The organism is Halomonas alkalisoli, from assembly GCF_021412585.1.
GTDB lineage: Bacteria > Pseudomonadota > Gammaproteobacteria > Pseudomonadales > Halomonadaceae > Halomonas > Halomonas alkalisoli.
Genome location: NZ_JAKCMI010000026.1, coordinates 126,882 through 142,446, shown reverse-complemented (window position 1 = coordinate 142,446; position 15,565 = coordinate 126,882). Strand labels below are relative to the sequence as shown.

Annotated in this window: 13 protein-coding genes and 1 pseudogene; 4 read left to right on the top strand and 10 right to left on the bottom strand. The window is 59.6% G+C overall.

Translation table 11 applies throughout. The annotated features are described in order from the left end of the window. Nucleotides 1–170: 170 nt before the first annotated feature. From LY622_RS11320 to LY622_RS11305, 4 genes and pseudogenes are all read right to left on the bottom strand, one after another. Nucleotides 171–695, bottom strand: a pseudogene (locus LY622_RS11320) (transposase); the annotation flags it as partial. Between the two features lie 120 nt (nt 696–815). Then, a complete protein-coding gene (locus LY622_RS11315; RefSeq protein ID WP_234291010.1) occupies nt 816–2,345 on the bottom strand; it encodes a tripartite tricarboxylate transporter permease in 1,530 nt (509 codons plus the stop codon). Beyond that, on the bottom strand, nt 2,345–2,797 hold the full coding sequence (locus LY622_RS11310) for a tripartite tricarboxylate transporter TctB family protein (RefSeq protein ID WP_234279636.1): 453 nt from the start codon (nt 2,795–2,797) through the stop codon (nt 2,345–2,347). Before LY622_RS11310 ends, LY622_RS11315 begins: the two co-directional genes overlap by 1 nt. A gap of 28 nt (nt 2,798–2,825) precedes the next feature. Further along, nucleotides 2,826–3,965 (bottom strand): mandelate racemase/muconate lactonizing enzyme family protein, encoded by a 1,140-nt coding sequence (locus LY622_RS11305; protein ID WP_234291009.1) that lies wholly within the window; start codon nt 3,963–3,965, stop codon nt 2,826–2,828. A gap of 232 nt (nt 3,966–4,197) precedes the next feature. Between LY622_RS11305 and LY622_RS11300 the strand changes: the two genes are divergently transcribed. From LY622_RS11300 to LY622_RS11290, 3 genes are all read left to right on the top strand, one after another. After that, on the top strand, nt 4,198–4,974 hold the full coding sequence (locus tag LY622_RS11300; protein ID WP_234291008.1) for a FadR/GntR family transcriptional regulator: 777 nt from the start codon (nt 4,198–4,200) through the stop codon (nt 4,972–4,974). A gap of 161 nt (nt 4,975–5,135) precedes the next feature. Continuing rightward, nucleotides 5,136–6,119, top strand: a complete 984-nt coding sequence (locus tag LY622_RS11295) for a Bug family tripartite tricarboxylate transporter substrate binding protein (RefSeq protein ID WP_234291007.1) — start codon at nt 5,136–5,138, stop codon at nt 6,117–6,119. A gap of 67 nt (nt 6,120–6,186) precedes the next feature. Next, on the top strand, nt 6,187–7,176 hold the full coding sequence (locus LY622_RS11290; RefSeq protein WP_234291006.1) for an NAD(P)-dependent oxidoreductase: 990 nt from the start codon (nt 6,187–6,189) through the stop codon (nt 7,174–7,176). 134 nt (nt 7,177–7,310) lie between these two features. Here the strand turns inward: LY622_RS11290 and LY622_RS11285 are convergent, their stop codons facing one another. The 6 genes from LY622_RS11285 to LY622_RS11260 all read right to left on the bottom strand — a co-directional run bounded on the left by LY622_RS11285 (nt 7,311) and on the right by LY622_RS11260 (nt 13,772). Continuing rightward, nucleotides 7,311–8,651 (bottom strand): four-carbon acid sugar kinase family protein, encoded by a 1,341-nt coding sequence (locus tag LY622_RS11285; protein WP_234291005.1) that lies wholly within the window; start codon nt 8,649–8,651, stop codon nt 7,311–7,313. After that, nucleotides 8,648–9,916 (bottom strand): ribulose-bisphosphate carboxylase large subunit family protein, encoded by a 1,269-nt coding sequence (locus LY622_RS11280; RefSeq protein WP_234291004.1) that lies wholly within the window; start codon nt 9,914–9,916, stop codon nt 8,648–8,650. Before LY622_RS11280 ends, LY622_RS11285 begins: the two co-directional genes overlap by 4 nt. 38 nt (nt 9,917–9,954) lie before the next feature. After that, nucleotides 9,955–10,911: an NAD-dependent epimerase/dehydratase family protein gene (locus LY622_RS11275; RefSeq protein ID WP_234291003.1), complete on the bottom strand. Its 957-nt coding sequence runs from the start codon at nt 10,909–10,911 to the stop codon at nt 9,955–9,957. 11 nt (nt 10,912–10,922) lie between these two features. Beyond that, complete coding sequence (locus LY622_RS11270; protein ID WP_234279628.1) at nt 10,923–12,215, bottom strand: TRAP transporter large permease; 1,293 nt, start codon at nt 12,213–12,215, stop codon at nt 10,923–10,925. Between the two features lie 2 nt (nt 12,216–12,217). Next, on the bottom strand, nt 12,218–12,730 hold the full coding sequence (locus LY622_RS11265; protein WP_234291002.1) for a TRAP transporter small permease: 513 nt from the start codon (nt 12,728–12,730) through the stop codon (nt 12,218–12,220). 67 nt (nt 12,731–12,797) lie between these two features. Continuing rightward, nucleotides 12,798–13,772, bottom strand: a complete 975-nt coding sequence (locus tag LY622_RS11260; RefSeq protein ID WP_234291001.1) for a TRAP transporter substrate-binding protein — start codon at nt 13,770–13,772, stop codon at nt 12,798–12,800. 211 nt (nt 13,773–13,983) lie between these two features. Here LY622_RS11260 and LY622_RS11255 point away from each other — a divergent pair, with 211 nt between their 5' ends. After that, complete coding sequence (locus LY622_RS11255; protein ID WP_234291000.1) at nt 13,984–15,030, top strand: LacI family DNA-binding transcriptional regulator; 1,047 nt, start codon at nt 13,984–13,986, stop codon at nt 15,028–15,030. Nucleotides 15,031–15,565: the final 535 nt, after the last annotated feature.

Genomic DNA, 15,565 nt, shown 5'->3' with positions numbered 1-15,565 from the left:
TGAGCCTGGCTGCCCGCACCCAGGCTCACGGGCTGGAGGGTGGGATCCAACTTCAGCCGTCTATGCCCGGAAACCACAAGCCGCCGCCTCGATGACTCGAAGCGGCGGCTTTTCGTTTCTGGGGGAAAGGTCAGGCGAGCCTATCGGGTTGGCGGGCGGGTGCTGCCGCGCAACATAGGCGTGACCGGCAGGGTGTGCTGACTGTCGGTCGGATGACGCCAGCGACGCCGCTGCCGTGTTTCTACACCCGCTTCCCGCATCAGGCTCCGGGCTTGATAACGGCCAATGTGGTAGCCATGGCGTCGCAGCTCTCTGGCCATGCGACGGCTGCCGTAGCTGCCGCGCTTCTGGCGATGAATCTCTCTGACCTCTTGAAGTAAGGCCTGACGATGGTCATCAGGGCCACGTCGTCGCCAGGCATAGAATCCGCTCCGGCTAACCCGCATGACTCGACACAACACGGCTACGGAATAGGTGGCCTTCTCCGACTCGATGAACTGGTATCTCAGCTCGACTCTTTGGCGAAGAAGGCCGCCGCCTTCCTAAGAAATTCACTGCCCGAGGGCCTGCACTGGGGTCAGTTCATAGCCCAGGCGCCGGGCGGCCTCGGAAACGGAATATCCCTGATCAATCACCAGGCTCACCGCATCCGTCTTGAATTCATCGGAAAACCGACGTCGAGTCTTCTTGGTCATGAACACCTCCATTGCCTCCATTATGAGGCTTATCGGGGTGTCCGCTCCAATTGGACCACTTCAGTATTCTCCCAGGAATATCTGTGCCGGTGCCTCATGCCGAGGCTTATTCTGGGGCAGTCATTCCGTCTGGTTACCCTGTTTATTTCTCGACTTCCTTTCCCTGACAATGGGCATTGCAATCATCAATATCAGCAGCGCCGCACAGAGCGACAAGATGCCGGCACTGATCGGGGATTCGAGAAAGACCATCGGGTTGCCCCTTCCAATCAGGAGTGCACGACGTAGGTTCTCTTCCATCATCGGCCCCAAGATTAGACCAAGAAGGAGAGGGGAGGCAGGGCAGCCGAGCTTGGCGAACAGATAACCGGCCCCACCCAGCCCCGCCAAGAGGAATAACTGAAAGGCGCTATTCGATACGCTGTATACCCCAATGCAGAGGAAAACCATAATCGCCGGATAGAGTATCCGGTAAGGGATGGAGAGGATCTTTATCCAGATGTTGATGAAGGGGATATTCACCCACAGCAGCAAGAAGTTGCCGATCCACATACTGGCGATCAACCCCCAAAATAGATCAGGATGAGAGGAGATCACCCTGGGGCCTGGCGCTATGCCATGCATGATAAGGGTACCCAGAATCAGCGCGCCGACGGCATCGCCCGGGATGCCCAAGGTCAAGGTAGGAATATAGCCAGTCTGAGCCGCCGCATTATTGGCAGCTTCGGGGGCGACAACGCCTTCTATTGCCCCTTTGCCGAACCGTTCCGGATGAGAACTCACCCGCTTTTCGACGGTATAGGCCATGAAAGAGGCGATGGTGGGGCCTGCGCCCGGCAAAGCCCCGAGGAAGGCGCCTAGTGGCGTACCCCGCAACATGGCCCCGACCGACCGCCGGGCTTCGTCCCGAGTTGGCATCATCGAGCGCCAACCCCCCACTTGTTGCACCATTTGCCGGTGTACGTGTGGTTCGAGGTTGGTTATCACCTCAGCGAGCCCAAAAAACGCCATAGCGACCACTATAAAGCTGATTCCCTCTGCCATGATCGGCACACCAAAGGTGAATCGCATCATTCCCGACACGATATCCATGCCAACCATGCCCAGTAACAAGCCGACGATAACCATGCCGATTGAATGCAGCGGCATGTCACTGGAAGCCGCAGCGGCAGCAATCAGGCCAAGCAGCATCATACTGAAGTATTCCGCCGACCCGAATTCCATGGCGATCTGTACAATCGCCGGCGCCGCCAGCCCTACCATAACGAGGGCAGTACAGCCTCCCACGAAAGAGGCGATAGCGGTCATGAACAGCGGCACGCCTGCTCGCCCCTGTTGTGCCATGGGATAGCCATCGAGTGCCACGACGGCTGAGGCTGGGGTGCCTGGCAAATTCAGGAGAATCGATGCGGTCGAGCCACCATAGAGCCCACCATAAAAAATGCCGGACAGCATGATGAGCGCTTCCAGTGGATCCAGACCGAAGGTGAATGGCATCAGCATCGAAATTGCTGTGACGGTACCCAGTCCCGGGAGCACGCCAACGAAGGTGCCCAGAATCACGCCGGCAAGGCAATAAAGGAGATAGTTCCATGACAACGCAACGGTAAAGCCGTGGCCCAGGTTCGCCAGGTTCGCAAGCAAGTCCATTATAATTGTACCCACAGACGGAAAGGCAGCCCCAGCAGCAGGCTGAAAACGATCACCGAGAAAGCAGTCATCCCGAGAGCAATGAAGATGATTTCCTTCCAGCGCGTTTCGTGGGTGGCAAACCCCGACACCAGCACGCATGCCATGCAAGCGGCGATCAAACCCAACCGATCAATCAAGACCGCGAAGGCCAGTATCGATAGGGCCAGTGCGGCAACCGGCCGCCAATATAAGCGGGGTATGGGCTCGTATCTACGCCGCCATAGGGACTTGGCCGCAATCAGCGCGCCCACCAGGACCAGCAGGCCACCGAGAATCACGGGGAAATACCCTGGCCCCATTCTGCGGGCGGTGCCCATTCCGTAATCGGCAGCTCCCAGCGCGAAGGCACCGCCGATCAAAATGAACACCAGCCCCGTTAGAACGTCCCGGTCCTTCAGCATTGTCGACATCGCCCGACCTCTCGCCATTCATGGGGGACTAAACGTAGCAAGGCCCCTCGATCAAGGGGTGCGCTGCAACGAAGCTTTCGTCAACCTCCATGCCCAGGCCCGGGGCATCGGGAGGGGCAATCATGCCGTCTTTGTCGATCTCCAGGCTTCCCGAAACCATATCGGTTCGAAACGGGTTTATCGCGGTCGCATCTGCTTCGAAGTACCCGGGGTTATCGATCGCCGCCAGGAGGTGCAATGACGCTACCATGTTCAACGCTGTCATCGAGCTGTGTGGATTGATCTTGAGCTTGCGTGCTGAGGCCATGGCGGCGATTCGCAGGATTTCTGTCAGACCACCACATTTTGACAGGTCTGGCTGAAGTACCGTGACGGCATCCTGCTCGATCAGCCGTTGGAACTCGTAGCGGGTATAGTGATTTTCGCCTGCCGCGATGGGGGTGCGGCCAAGCGCTGCGGCCTTCCCGTAGGCGTAGTCGTCATAGGGAGGAAATGGCTCCTCCAGCCAGCCGACACGGCAAGCATCGAGCGCAGGCATCAGCTGGCGGACCTCATCCAGCCCGTAGGCCGCGTTGACATCGGTCAGGATATCGATTTCATCGCCCAAGGCTTTGCGTACGGCTTCAACCCTTGCGGCATCTCGGGCAGGGGTGTCACCGAGGCGCAACTTGAGTGCGCGGTACCCTGCCGCTATGTAGCCTTGAGCTTCTTCAACCAGAGCGCCCGTCTCCTGATAACCCAGCGTCAGCCCCCCGGCATAGGCCTTGATTCGCCGCTGTGCACCGCCGATCAGGCGAAAAACCGGCCAGCCAACCGCCTTGCCTCGGATATCCCAAAGTGCCAAATCAATACCGCTCATGGCGATGGCAGTGCCAGCGCCGAAGCCATGCGTTGCCAGATGTCCACGATACAGCCGATGCCAGACACCAACGGTGTCACAGGGGTCCATCCCGAGAATCATGGGGCGCAGCGTGGTTTCGATGAGCTTGGCTATCGCGCCGGGAGAGCGACCGTGGTGAGCCTCCCCCCAGCCCACGAGGCCTTCATCGGTGACGACCTTCACCAGGACGGCATCGCGCTTGACCATGCGCCCGACCCCCATGCGGAAATCGGTGCCGTCAGGGACGCGATAAGAGATAGGGTGAACAGTAATTTCTTCTATTTTCATTGTAACCTCTTCCAAATTTCGGCGCTGGTCCCTGGAACGGCCCCGATACAGGCGCATTCAGATTGCGGGCCATCAAAATGCTGTAATATTCAATTACAGGCTGGTTGATATTGAGTATAGTGTCAATAGCCGCAACGCAGCGTACCCATTCGCTTGGTTTGCTCGACAAAGCCGAATGATTTGTTGAATGCTGGTTGACCCAAAAATTGAGCGGGATCTGCCCGGAGGCGAGATGACTGAGAAGATCAGTCCCGACAATGAGTTGAGGAGAACGGATCAAGAAGCGTTTGAGAAGGCCATCCAGCCCGCTCGTCAGCGCAGCTTGGGAGATGATGTGTACGATGCGCTCGCGAAGCTGATTAACTCAGGGGAGTTGACCACAGGACAAAAATTGCCTTCCGAAGGTGATCTGTGCCGTCTGTTTGCCGTTTCGCGCCCTGTCGTCCGCAAGGCGCTATCGCGCTGTCGCGAAGCCGGGCTCGTTGTCTCCCACAAGGGATCTGGCTCTTATGTCTCGTCAAGCGTGGCCGAAAGAGACCCCGAGCAACAGTTGTCCAAGATGCTGTATGCTCTGGAATTTCGCCGCAGTACTGAACCTGAGGCAGCCTACTATGCCGCCATTAGGCGAACCCCTGAGGAATTGGCGTGCGTGGCCGCCGCACTCGAAGAGTTTCGCCGCTTCGCGGATGGGGAAGCGCGGCCACGTGTGGACATGGCATTTCATCGCTCGATCGCCCGTGCCTCTCAGAATGATCATTATGTGCGCTCGCTGGAGCTCATTGACTACGACATCGACCTTGGTATTACCCTGGCCAGGCACCTTTCCCGGTTAGGGCAGGCTGACCGGCGAGCGGCTATCTACGCCGAGCACCAGCAAATCTATATGGCTATCGAGGCACAGGCTCCTGATGCCGCCTACCAGGCGATGCGCAAGCATCTTGAGCACTCCCAGCTTCGTGTACTCGCCCGCGGGGAGGAAATGATTCGCCGAGCCCGAAATCGCCAGTAGCCCTTCGTTCAGCGCCACGTGGCGGCGTCTTGCTGCGCTACCGTTGAGGAATACTTTGACGTCACAACCTGTCATGTCCTATAACATGTTTGAAAGCCTTGCTTGTGCTTTGACGCTCTCAGGGCTATTGCGTTACAAAATAAAGAATCCAGGAGAACGCCATGAGATTCAATTTTACAGGTATGGCTAATGTTGCCCTGGTGGCAGCGTTTGTGAGCACGGTTGTTGCCGCTCCGGTACTGGCAGCAAACGAATTTCCCAGTAAGACGATCACAATTGTCGTGTCTTATCCTCCAGGTGGCTTCAATGACCGGGTGGCACGCATGATCGCCGAAGATTTCGGAGAGCGTTGGGACGTTGATGTAGTGGTGGATAATCGTCCCGGGGGAGGGACCGTCGTCGGTACCGACTATGTGGCCAAGTCTGACCCAGATGGCCATACCATTGGCATCTCACCCTTTGCCTTTGGTGTAAACCCCGGCCTCTTCCCGACCCTTCCCTACGATACGAAAGAGGATCTTCGCCATGCGATAGTGCTAGGTAGCGCCTTTAACGTACTTGCCGCCTACCCTGACTTTCCTGTTGACTCGGTCGAAGAGTTGATTGAATACGCCAAACAAAATCCGGGTGAGATCAATTATGCGTCTGCGGGAAACGGCTCTTCGAATCATCTTTCCGGAGAAATGTTCAAGGCGTTGGCTGACGTCGATATGGTCCATATCCCGTATGGCGGTAGCGCCCCTGCACGTACGGACCTGATGGCAGGTCGAGTCGATGTAATGTTCGACAATTATACGAATTTCAAGGAGTTGGTTGCAGCGGGGAATCTCAAGGCCCTAGGTGTGACGCTTCCGCAGGAAAGCGAGTTGATGCCAGGCGTACCGCCTGTCTCGGATACGGTCGATGGCTATGAGGTGGCGACCTGGTGGGGGGTATATGCCCCAGCGGAAACGCCCGACGCGGTGATAGCCAAACTGAATGGAGCGTTGAACGATTTCCTAGGAAAACAAGAAACCCTTGATGTTTTTGCTAATCAAGGCATCACGGCAATTGGAGGCACTCCCGAAGAGGCCGAGGCTTATGTCGAAACGCAGATGGAAACGTGGATTCCGATAGCCGAGCAGGCAGAGATGGAAGTCGACTGACTCGCCACTGCTCCCAAGGTGTCCTGCCGCCCTTAGGCGGCAGGATTTATGGCACTGAGGATACCTGATGCCCGTTGTGCTTCTTACTGATCCTATTGACCCGGCTGAGACGGCCAGGCTTCAACAAGTAGCCGAAGTCCGATTGCTTGGGGAGGCTCAGGCAGGACCTCTGGAAGATGAGATCATCGAGGCGAATGCCGTTATTGTCCGGCGGCCGATTCCCTCTGCGCTTCTTCCAGCGGCCACCTCCTTGCGTGCCCTGATCCGACATGGAGTAGGCCTTGATTTCATACCCGTCGAGGCCGCGAGCGCCGCCGGGATTGCCGTGACAAACACTCCCGATACTAATGCACAGAGCGTGGCTGAACATGTGTTTGGGCTGATTCTCGGGCTCCATCGTCGTATCGCACGAAATGACCGGCTTATACGGACTGGAGAATGGCATACGTTGCGTGCTGAAGCTCCCGCGCTGCACGAAATCGCGGGTATGACCCTGGGGGTGATAGGTTTCGGTAGTATTGGTGAGGCAGTTGCACGCATTGGCCATTTCGGTTTTGGCATGAATGTTATGGCTGCTCGGCAGACGCCACGTCTCGGACCCGACTGGGTCGAGTTCTCGAGCATAAGGGAAATCGCATCGCTGGCCGATGTCCTGGTTATAGCTTGTCCCTTGACGCCAAGCACACGAGGCATAGTCGATGCGCGCTTGATAAGCGCAATGCGCAAAGATGCCATCATTATCAACGCCGCACGCGGCGCGATCATTGATGAAATGGCGTTGGTCACGGCTCTGCGCGAGCAACGGATCGCGGGTGCCGCACTCGATGTCTTTTCGCAACAACCGTTGCCGGAAGACTCACCGCTTCGTTCATGCGCCAACTTACTGATTTCGCCTCATGTCGCAGGTATCACTTGCGAGAGTATGCGACGTATGAGTGAAGTTGCCGTGAGCGACACACTTCTGGCTCTAAAGGGAAAGAAGCCGAAACATCTCGTCAATTTCTCTGCCTGGCCAGAGATTGCTAAACGGTGGTCAGACTCGCTGAAATCCACCTGAACAATTAAATGCTCTGGAGACTATTTTTTCACTGATATAGCGTTTCGATGTCTGTTCGGTGTAGTCAACTTTAAGGCGACGGCGTGTTCGTGGGAGAAGAACCGCGCCATCTTAGTGTTCTGCTAATGTTGCAATCAGCACAGATCTGCGTCGCGGATTCGCACGAAGAAGGCGTCGTCGCCGACCTGGCCGCCCTTGAAGGCAACCTGCAGGCCGTCCAGGGTGGTGTCGGTGCTGTGTGCGACACACAACGGTGAGCCCGGCGTCTGCGGCAGGGGTAGGCAGGTGGTCAGCGCCTGGATGCCGAGTTCCTGAATGGCGTGGCTTGACGTGTCGCCACCGGCGACGACTACGCGTGTCAGGCGCTCGGCGCGCACCAGATCGCGCAGCAGTTCACCCAGCCGACGGCCGATGGCGTGCGCGCTGTTGTTGCCAGGCAGGGTCGCCAGGCTGGCGTCGGGCCCAAGGGCGGTGTAGAGCACCACGCTGCGCCCCAGGCCAAGTGCGGCCAGAGCCTGCTCTCGGGCAGTGGCCAGTTCGGTCGGCGCCTGGGTTTCATCGGCCAACTTCGCCACATTTAGCCGGAGTGCGTGGAAACCCTGGGCCTCGGCGTGGCGGATCTGGCGGGCGGTGGTCTCGGAACAGCTGCCTGAGACCACGGCGATGCGTTCCACCGGGCCCGGATTGGAGAAGGTTGGCGGCGCCTCGATCAGCCCCAGGCGGCGCCACTCGGCGAGCAGCGCGTACTCGACCCCTGAGGAGCCGACCATGAAGCCGCCGTTCGCCGGCCGGGTGCGCCACAACTGGCGTCCCACCGCTGCCTGGCTCGTCGAATCCAGCACGTCATAGAGGAGTGCAGCGTGATGGAGGCGAGCGGCGTCGACACGGGCATCGACCCCGCTTTCGGCCAAGGTCACCAGGTCGATGAGGCCAATAGTTAGCTCGGTCTGCGAAGCCAGGTGGCGCCGCAGGTCGGCCTCGTGCATCGGCGTTACCGGATGCCGCGACATGATCGGATGGCGGTCGATGCGGTATACCACGCCCTGGGCGGCGGCAAACAGCTGGCCAAAGGCGGTGTATCGACGTAGCTGTGGCGCGCCGACGACGATCGGCACACCATCGTGGCCGAAGATGCGGTGGCCGATCTCCAGAGCGCGGCCAATGCTGCCGACCTCTGGTGCGCTGTCGAAGGTGGAGCAGGTCTTGTAGTGGCATACCGCCGCGCCGCGCTCGCGCAGCCAGGCCAGCGCCGGAGTCAGGTGCTGGTCCATCCAGGCTGGCGATTCGCTGCGGCTTGTGCCGGCCAGGCCGATGGCACGGCAGTGGCGAAAGCGTGCCAGCAGGGCGTCATCGGGAATGGCCGTGAACAACACGGTATCGACGCCCTGCCCGGCGAGGGCCTCCATGGCATCGGTGGAGCCGGTCAGGTCATCGCCGTAGTAGGTGATAAGGGGGGCAGGGGCTTTCAGGGTCATCGGCGGAAAGTCTCCAGGGCACGGGCGAGTTCAGTGTGCTCACGGGCGTAGGCGTCGACATCGATGCCCGCCACGGCGGCCTCCCAGGCCTGGCGCAGGCTCCTTACCCCGGCGCCGATACCATCGGGGTGTGCCATGATGCCACCGCCGGCGCAGAAGATAAGGTCGGTACTGGCGATGGCCGCGTAGGTATCCGCTGCCTGGTCGGCAGTTTGGCCCGATGAGAACACCGGCATCACCTGGCAGCCTGGGGTCGGCGGGTCGAACATGGGCGTCAGGCAGGTGCGGGCGCTGGCAATCACGCTGGCGTCCTCCTCGCTGAACTTGTTGCGCAGGCCGTTGACGTGAATATGATCGACGCCGGCCAGGCGCCATAGCTTCTGGTAAGCCACGAAGCTCATGCCCAGGTGTGGCGAACGGCTGTACATCCCCCAGCCGGCACGGTGGCCATGCAGCGCCACTTGGCAGTGGCGCCGCAGCTGGGTCACGCCGCTGAGGCCAACGGCGTTCAGGGCGACCATGACGCAGCTGCCGCCAGCGGCGACCACATGGTCGTGGTGGTCGCGCATTTCATCGGCCTCACCGGTGATATTGAAGGCGTACATCACCCGGTGCCCGGTGCTCTCTGCGTGTTCGCGGATCAGCGGCATCACGGCATCGACCCGTGCCTTGAGGGGGTTGTGGGGGCCGTTGGCCTGCAGTTCGTCGTCCTTGATGAAGTCGATGCCGCCCGCTAACAGCTCGCTTACTACCTCGGCGGTGGCAGTCGGCGATAGCCCCACGCTGGGCTTGATGATGGTGCCGATCAGTGGTCGATCTGCAATGCCTGTCAGATCGCGGGTGCCGGCGACACCGAACTGCGGGCCGGGGTAGGCCTCGGCAAAGGGTGTTGGCAGTGTCAGGTCGAGCAGCTTGAGCGCCGAGAACTCCTTGAGTTCAAAGAGGTTGCCGGCCACCGTCGCGAACAGGGTGGGCAACGAGGGTCCGAGGTTGGCCAATGGCCAAGAGAGTGTGACCCGTGCGCGTCGGTAGACGGGGTGGGTATGGCTGGCCGGCAGCGCCGGGATCGGTAGCGAAGGGGTGTGATTCACCTCCAGCGGCTCGATGTGCTCAACACGGGCCGCATGGGCCTCGCGCAGTGCATCGGTCTCGCCGGCCAGGCGGGTGAAGGTGCCGCATGACTGCTCACCGGCCATCACCTCGGCGGCACGCTCCAGTGGGTAGGGTGTCTCGATCAGGTAGGTGGCCAGGATGCGATGACTCATAACTCGACCTCTCTCTAGCCTGGGCCTGCGTCTATAGCCTAGGCGTTCGTAGCGTTCTGCAGCCATTGCCAGTAGTCACGAATCCCCTCGCGGATATCGGTGAAGCGGGGCTCGAAGCCAAGCTCCTGCCGCGCGCGGGAGATATCCAACGGCGACCCTCTGACAACGAACGGGCCAGGCCCCAATGTCACATTAGCGGTCTTGCCTGTGATATCGGCCACCTCTTCGACGATCTTCAGATGCTCGACCGGTATCCCGCTGGAAATGTTGAAGTTGCGATTCGTCACCTGCGGCTTCTCGAACAGCTTCACGATGCCGGTGGCGGTGTCGACAACATGGGTCCAGTCCAGGGCCTGATCCGCGCCATTGGTGGCCTGGATGTCATCAAGCCCCTCCAAGGGGCCGAACAGCCCCTGATAGACCTTGTGCATATGCGATGGCCGCTTGCCGGGGCCGTAGACGAAGAAGAGCCTGGCATTGCGGATATCCATGCCGAAGGTGTCGCTGTACTGCAAGCCATAGAGTTCCCCCGAGATCTTCGAGGCGCCGTAGAGATCGGTGGCCTTGTAGGGCATGTCTTCGTGCTGGGGCCCCGGGGCATCGCCATAGATGGCGCCGGAGCTCATGTTGACGACTTTATTGATGCCTAAAATGCGGCACGTTTCGTAGACGTTGAGCGTACCCATGGCATTGATCGACAGGTGCTTGAAGGGATGCTCCTGGAAGTAGGGCCCGGCGATCACCGATACCCCGTGGATGACGCCTTCCAGCTCGTCCCGGTGGCGCAGGAAGATCTCGAAGAGACTGTGGTAGTCGAGGACGTCGACTGACTCGAGGGTGAGAAGGTCACGTACCTCCTCGAGGTAGTCCAGGCCCATGCTATCGAAGCGGTTGGCGGCCGTGTCACAGATAACCACCTGCTTGCCCTGTTTTGCCAACAGGTAGGCGACCCAGGAACCAACGTGGCCGAGGCCACCTGTGATGAGCACTGACATATGGGGACTCCTTAATTCAAGACCAGGTTCGGAAGGAACATGACGATGGAGGGGAAGCAGATGATGATCAGCAGGACGACGAACAGGGGGATGTAGAATGGCATCGTCTCCCGCACCAGTACGCCGAACGATAGGTTGGTAATCTTCTGGATGGTGAACAGCACCGTACCCACTGGGGGGGTGATCAGGCCGATCATCAGGGTGAAGATCATCACCACCCCGAAATGCACGGGGTCGATGCCGTACTGCACGACAACCGGTACCAGCAAGGGGGTCAACAGAAACAGCGCCGGGACCGAGTCGATGAACAGCCCAATCAGCAGGATGAACAGGGCCAGCAGCAACAGCAGACCCAGCGGGTCAGTCACGGTAGCGAGCAGGAAGTCAGCAACCAGAGCAGTGACCTGGTAACGCCCCAGTACCCAGCTGTACAGGGCGCTGCCGGCAATGATGAACATCAGGGCGGCGGAGTCGATGGCGGTAGCGCGCAGAATGCCGATGAATTCCCGAAAGCTGATGGAGCGGTAGACCACGAAGGCAATGAACAAGCAATAGACCAGGGCGACCACCGACGCCTCGGTGGGCGTGAAAACGCCGGTCAGGATTCCCACGATGATGATGAGCGGGGTCAGCATCGGCAGCACGCCGCGCATCAATGCCGCCATGAAGTCGTTGAAGCGGGCCCGGGGACGGGTCGGGAAGCCACGACGGTGCGAGATGATGGCGACCATGGCCATGAGGCCCAGCCCCATGATGAGCCCGGGGATGATGGATGCCAGGAAGATGCCGGCGATGGAGGCATTGGCCAGGGCACCATAGATCACCGCGGGAATACTGGGCGGAATGATCGGGCCGATAGTGGCGGAGCTCGCCGTGACCGCTGCGCTGAAGCCGGTGGGATATCCATCATCCTCCATGGCCTTGATTTCCAGGGCACCGAGTCCGCCAGCATCCGCCACCGCGGAGCCCGACATGCCGGCGAACAGCATGCTGGCCACCACATTGACATGGCCCAGGCCGCCCTTCAGGTGGCCCACCATCGTTCTGGCGATGTTGAAGACACGATCCGAAATGCCGGCGCTGTTCATAAGTCGACCGATCAGCAGAAATGCCGGGATAGCCAGCAGGGTGAAGCTGTTGACGCCATAGAGGGTGCGCTGGGCGATCATCTCCATGGGGATGGCATCGAAGCCACGCGTGTACCCGAGCACCATCGCTGAGGAAGCGATCATGGCAAAGGCGACCGGCACTCCTAGCATCAGCAGGACGATCAGGCCGACGAACAGGATGACGAAGACTTCCATGGTCACTCACTCCGGTCGTTTTGAATGGCGGGCAGTTTGACGAACAGGCGGTGGTAAAGATCACCAATCAACAGCCCGATCATCATCAGCGCGGAAATGAGCTGGATCAGGTAGATATACGAGAAACTCAAGCGAAAGGTGCTGGCCAGGACACCGGCGGTTCTCTCCATCATGTTCCAGCCGCCGATGGCCAGCATCAGCAGCACCAGGATGCAGATGACGTCGGCCAGGCTCGCCACGATATGACGCATGCGTGGCCCCAAAAGATCGGTCACGATCGTGATGCGAATGTGTTCCTGATAACGCAGCGCCAGCACCGAACCGAGGAAAATCTGGGACAGGAAGAGATAGCGTGAGGCTTCGTCGGTCCACGACACGGCAATGCCCAATGCATAACGTGAGATGACCTGGATGGCCATGATCGTCAGCATCAGCGCGAAGGCCGTCGTGACGATGGCCGTGAGAAGTCCCCAGAACAGAGCGATGGCACGGTTAATGCGGTCCGCGGTTGTCACGGGCGCCTCCGGATGCAGGATAGTCAGGGGAGAGAGCGCCCCCGGCCCGCCGGGCCGGGGGCATGCCTTACTCGAGCAGTGACATGACGTAATCACGCACTGCGGGATGGTAGGATTCGGCGATCTCACGGATAGCCGGCTCGGCGGCCTCGCGGAAGGCATCCACATCAGGCTCGACAACGGTCATGCCGAGTTCCTGCAGCTGCTCGTAGAGATCGGCTTGGCCGTTGGCGACCATCTCGTCGCCCCAGGCAGTAGCCTCTTCGATCGCCCCGAGAATGATCTCCCGGTTCTCGTCGGAGAGCCCCTGATAGAAGTCCTCGTTCATCAGCCAGTGGAAGAACGAATAGACGTGCTCGGTGCGGTTGATGTGGCTCTGGACCTCGTGGATGCCACCGGCATGAATGAGGTCAACCGGGTTTTCCTGCATGTCGATCACGCCGGTCTGCAGTGAGGTGTAGACCTCCGGCCAGGCGATGGGACTCGGCAGGGCGCCGATCTCTTCCCAGATCTTGATCCAGGGCGCGATCTCCGGCACGCGCATGCGTACGCCCTGGATATCTTCCGGCGTTTCTACGGGAGAGTTGGATGTCAGGTTGCGTGGGTTGCGCGCCGATAGCCCGACCAAGCGCATGTTGCCTTGGCTGATCAACTGCTCGTTGATCAGGTCACCGGTATCCCCCTCATAGACCTGTCGGGCCTGGTCACTGCTGCCGTAGACGAAGGGCAGGTCGGCGGCGGAGAACTCGGGGGCGTAGAGGGTCATCGGCATGGACCCGCCGAGGGCGATGACGTATTCCCCAAAGCTGGCACCCTCAAGGTGGTCGCGTTCCCCGCCGACCTCGGTGCCCAGCAGGGTGACGGTGTATTCACCGTCGGTTTCCGACTCGATGGCTTCCTTGAGGCGCTCGCCCACCTTGAACATGGCGTGAGAGGGTTCGACGTGGATGGCGATAGCGAGTTCTTCAGCGCTAGCGTGTGCGGCGAGGCCGAAACTGGCCAGGCTGGCTAGGACGATTCCACTTGCTGTTCTTGTATTCATCTGGCGTACCCCTTTGGGAATTCAGTATGAGTGGCGTCTTCGGTTCATCCTGACGTTGGACCTGAAAAGGCGTGCATCACGACATTTGAGATCGGATCCATGTGATTCGGGCCACTCCAAAAAAGCTAGCACGGGTTTTATGGTAGCGCTACCATTTCGCTTATTATCCCTTAGAATGAGAACATAAGAAGACGCATCCTCAAGGAGAGCCATGGTGAAACAGAGTCCCGTAACGCGAGAGCGGCGGCGCCACCGCGGCTCGGATCGTGTGACGATCCAAGATGTGGCATCGGAGGCCGGGGTGGCACCGATTACCGTGTCTCGTGCCCTCAATACGCCCGAGCGTGTGTCGCCCAAACTGCGCGAGCGCATTAATCAGGCCGTGGCCAACCTTGGCTATGTGCCCAACCTGGTTGCTGGTGGCCTGGCATCGGCGGAGATGCGGATGATTCCCGTTGTCGTACCGTCGCTGTCGATCTTGACCTTTATCGAGGTCATTCACGGCATTCAGCAGACCTTTGAACAGGCTGGATACCAGGTGCTGCTGGGCTCGACCGACTTCGACCTGGATCGCGAGGCGAGCCTGGTCGACTCGGTACTTGGCTATTCGCCGTCTGGCGTCATCTTGACCGGTCTTCGCCATCACGACCGCACTGCACGCCGCCTGAGGGGCTGGGGGCGTCCCGTCGTCGAGATCATGGAACTCGGCGACGAGTGTATTGACATGAATGTCGGCGTGGACAGCCATGCGGTCGGGGCCTGCATGGCACAGCACCTTCTGACTCGAGGCTTCCAGCGCATCGCCTACCTCGGAACCGGGATGGATCGAGACTACCGAGCCATGCAGCGTTTCGAGGGGCATCGGCGGGTGTTGGAGACGGCGGGTGTGGAGTGCGATCTACTGTTTCGTCGCGAGGAGCCGTCATCCTATGAGGCAGGGCGTCGCTTGTTCCTGGAGGCGCTGGCAACTCGGCCTGACCTGGAGGCACTCCATTTTGCCAACGATAATCTGGCCGCCGGAGCGCTTTTGGAGGCCAATCGGCGGGGGATCCGGGTGCCTGAGGAGATCGCCATTGGCGGCTACCTTGGGCTGTCGCTGGGCGAGCATCTTACCCCACGGCTTTCGACCGTGACCGTCCCGCGATACGAGATGGGGGTCGAGGCTGCCAGGTTGTTGCTGTCCAGACTCGAGGGTGGGAAGCCATCGGCGTCCCGAGTGGACATTGGCTACGAGCTCACGGCCCGCGAAAGCACTTGAGTCATCGCCATCCCCCCTGTTGCTGGACAGTAGGGCAGTGGCTGACTTGCGATCAGGCTGGTCAGTGCCAGCGTCAACTGAGCCGTCAGGCGACGCTGGTCAACGCATGGGCAGTGTCTCGAACTTGAGGCTGATACGCTCCACGGCCTGGAGTATGAGGCGAAAGGCCGGTTTTCTCCCAACCGGCTTGGCGCAGCGCCGGTATAACTCACATTGGATTAATTAGCCCGGAGCCTTCGAGGCCCGAATGTTCGCATGGATCGCTGCCCATGATTGCTGGGTGCGATCAGTCATTCCAGCCAGCCAGGCCACGCGCACGACGCTACCGAAACATGGTCAACCACGTCTCGCAGATGTACCCGGTGGTCCGCCTGTCCAAGGAGGCCAAATCCACATAAAACGTCAAAAAACCGATAATAAGGAGGTAGGTGGTTAGTGAGCTCAATAACCTGACTTTAACGGGGTTCATACAGATTTTTTCTCATGCGCTCATACTTTTTTTATATAGCTGATAATGGTGTTTTGTGCTGGTTTT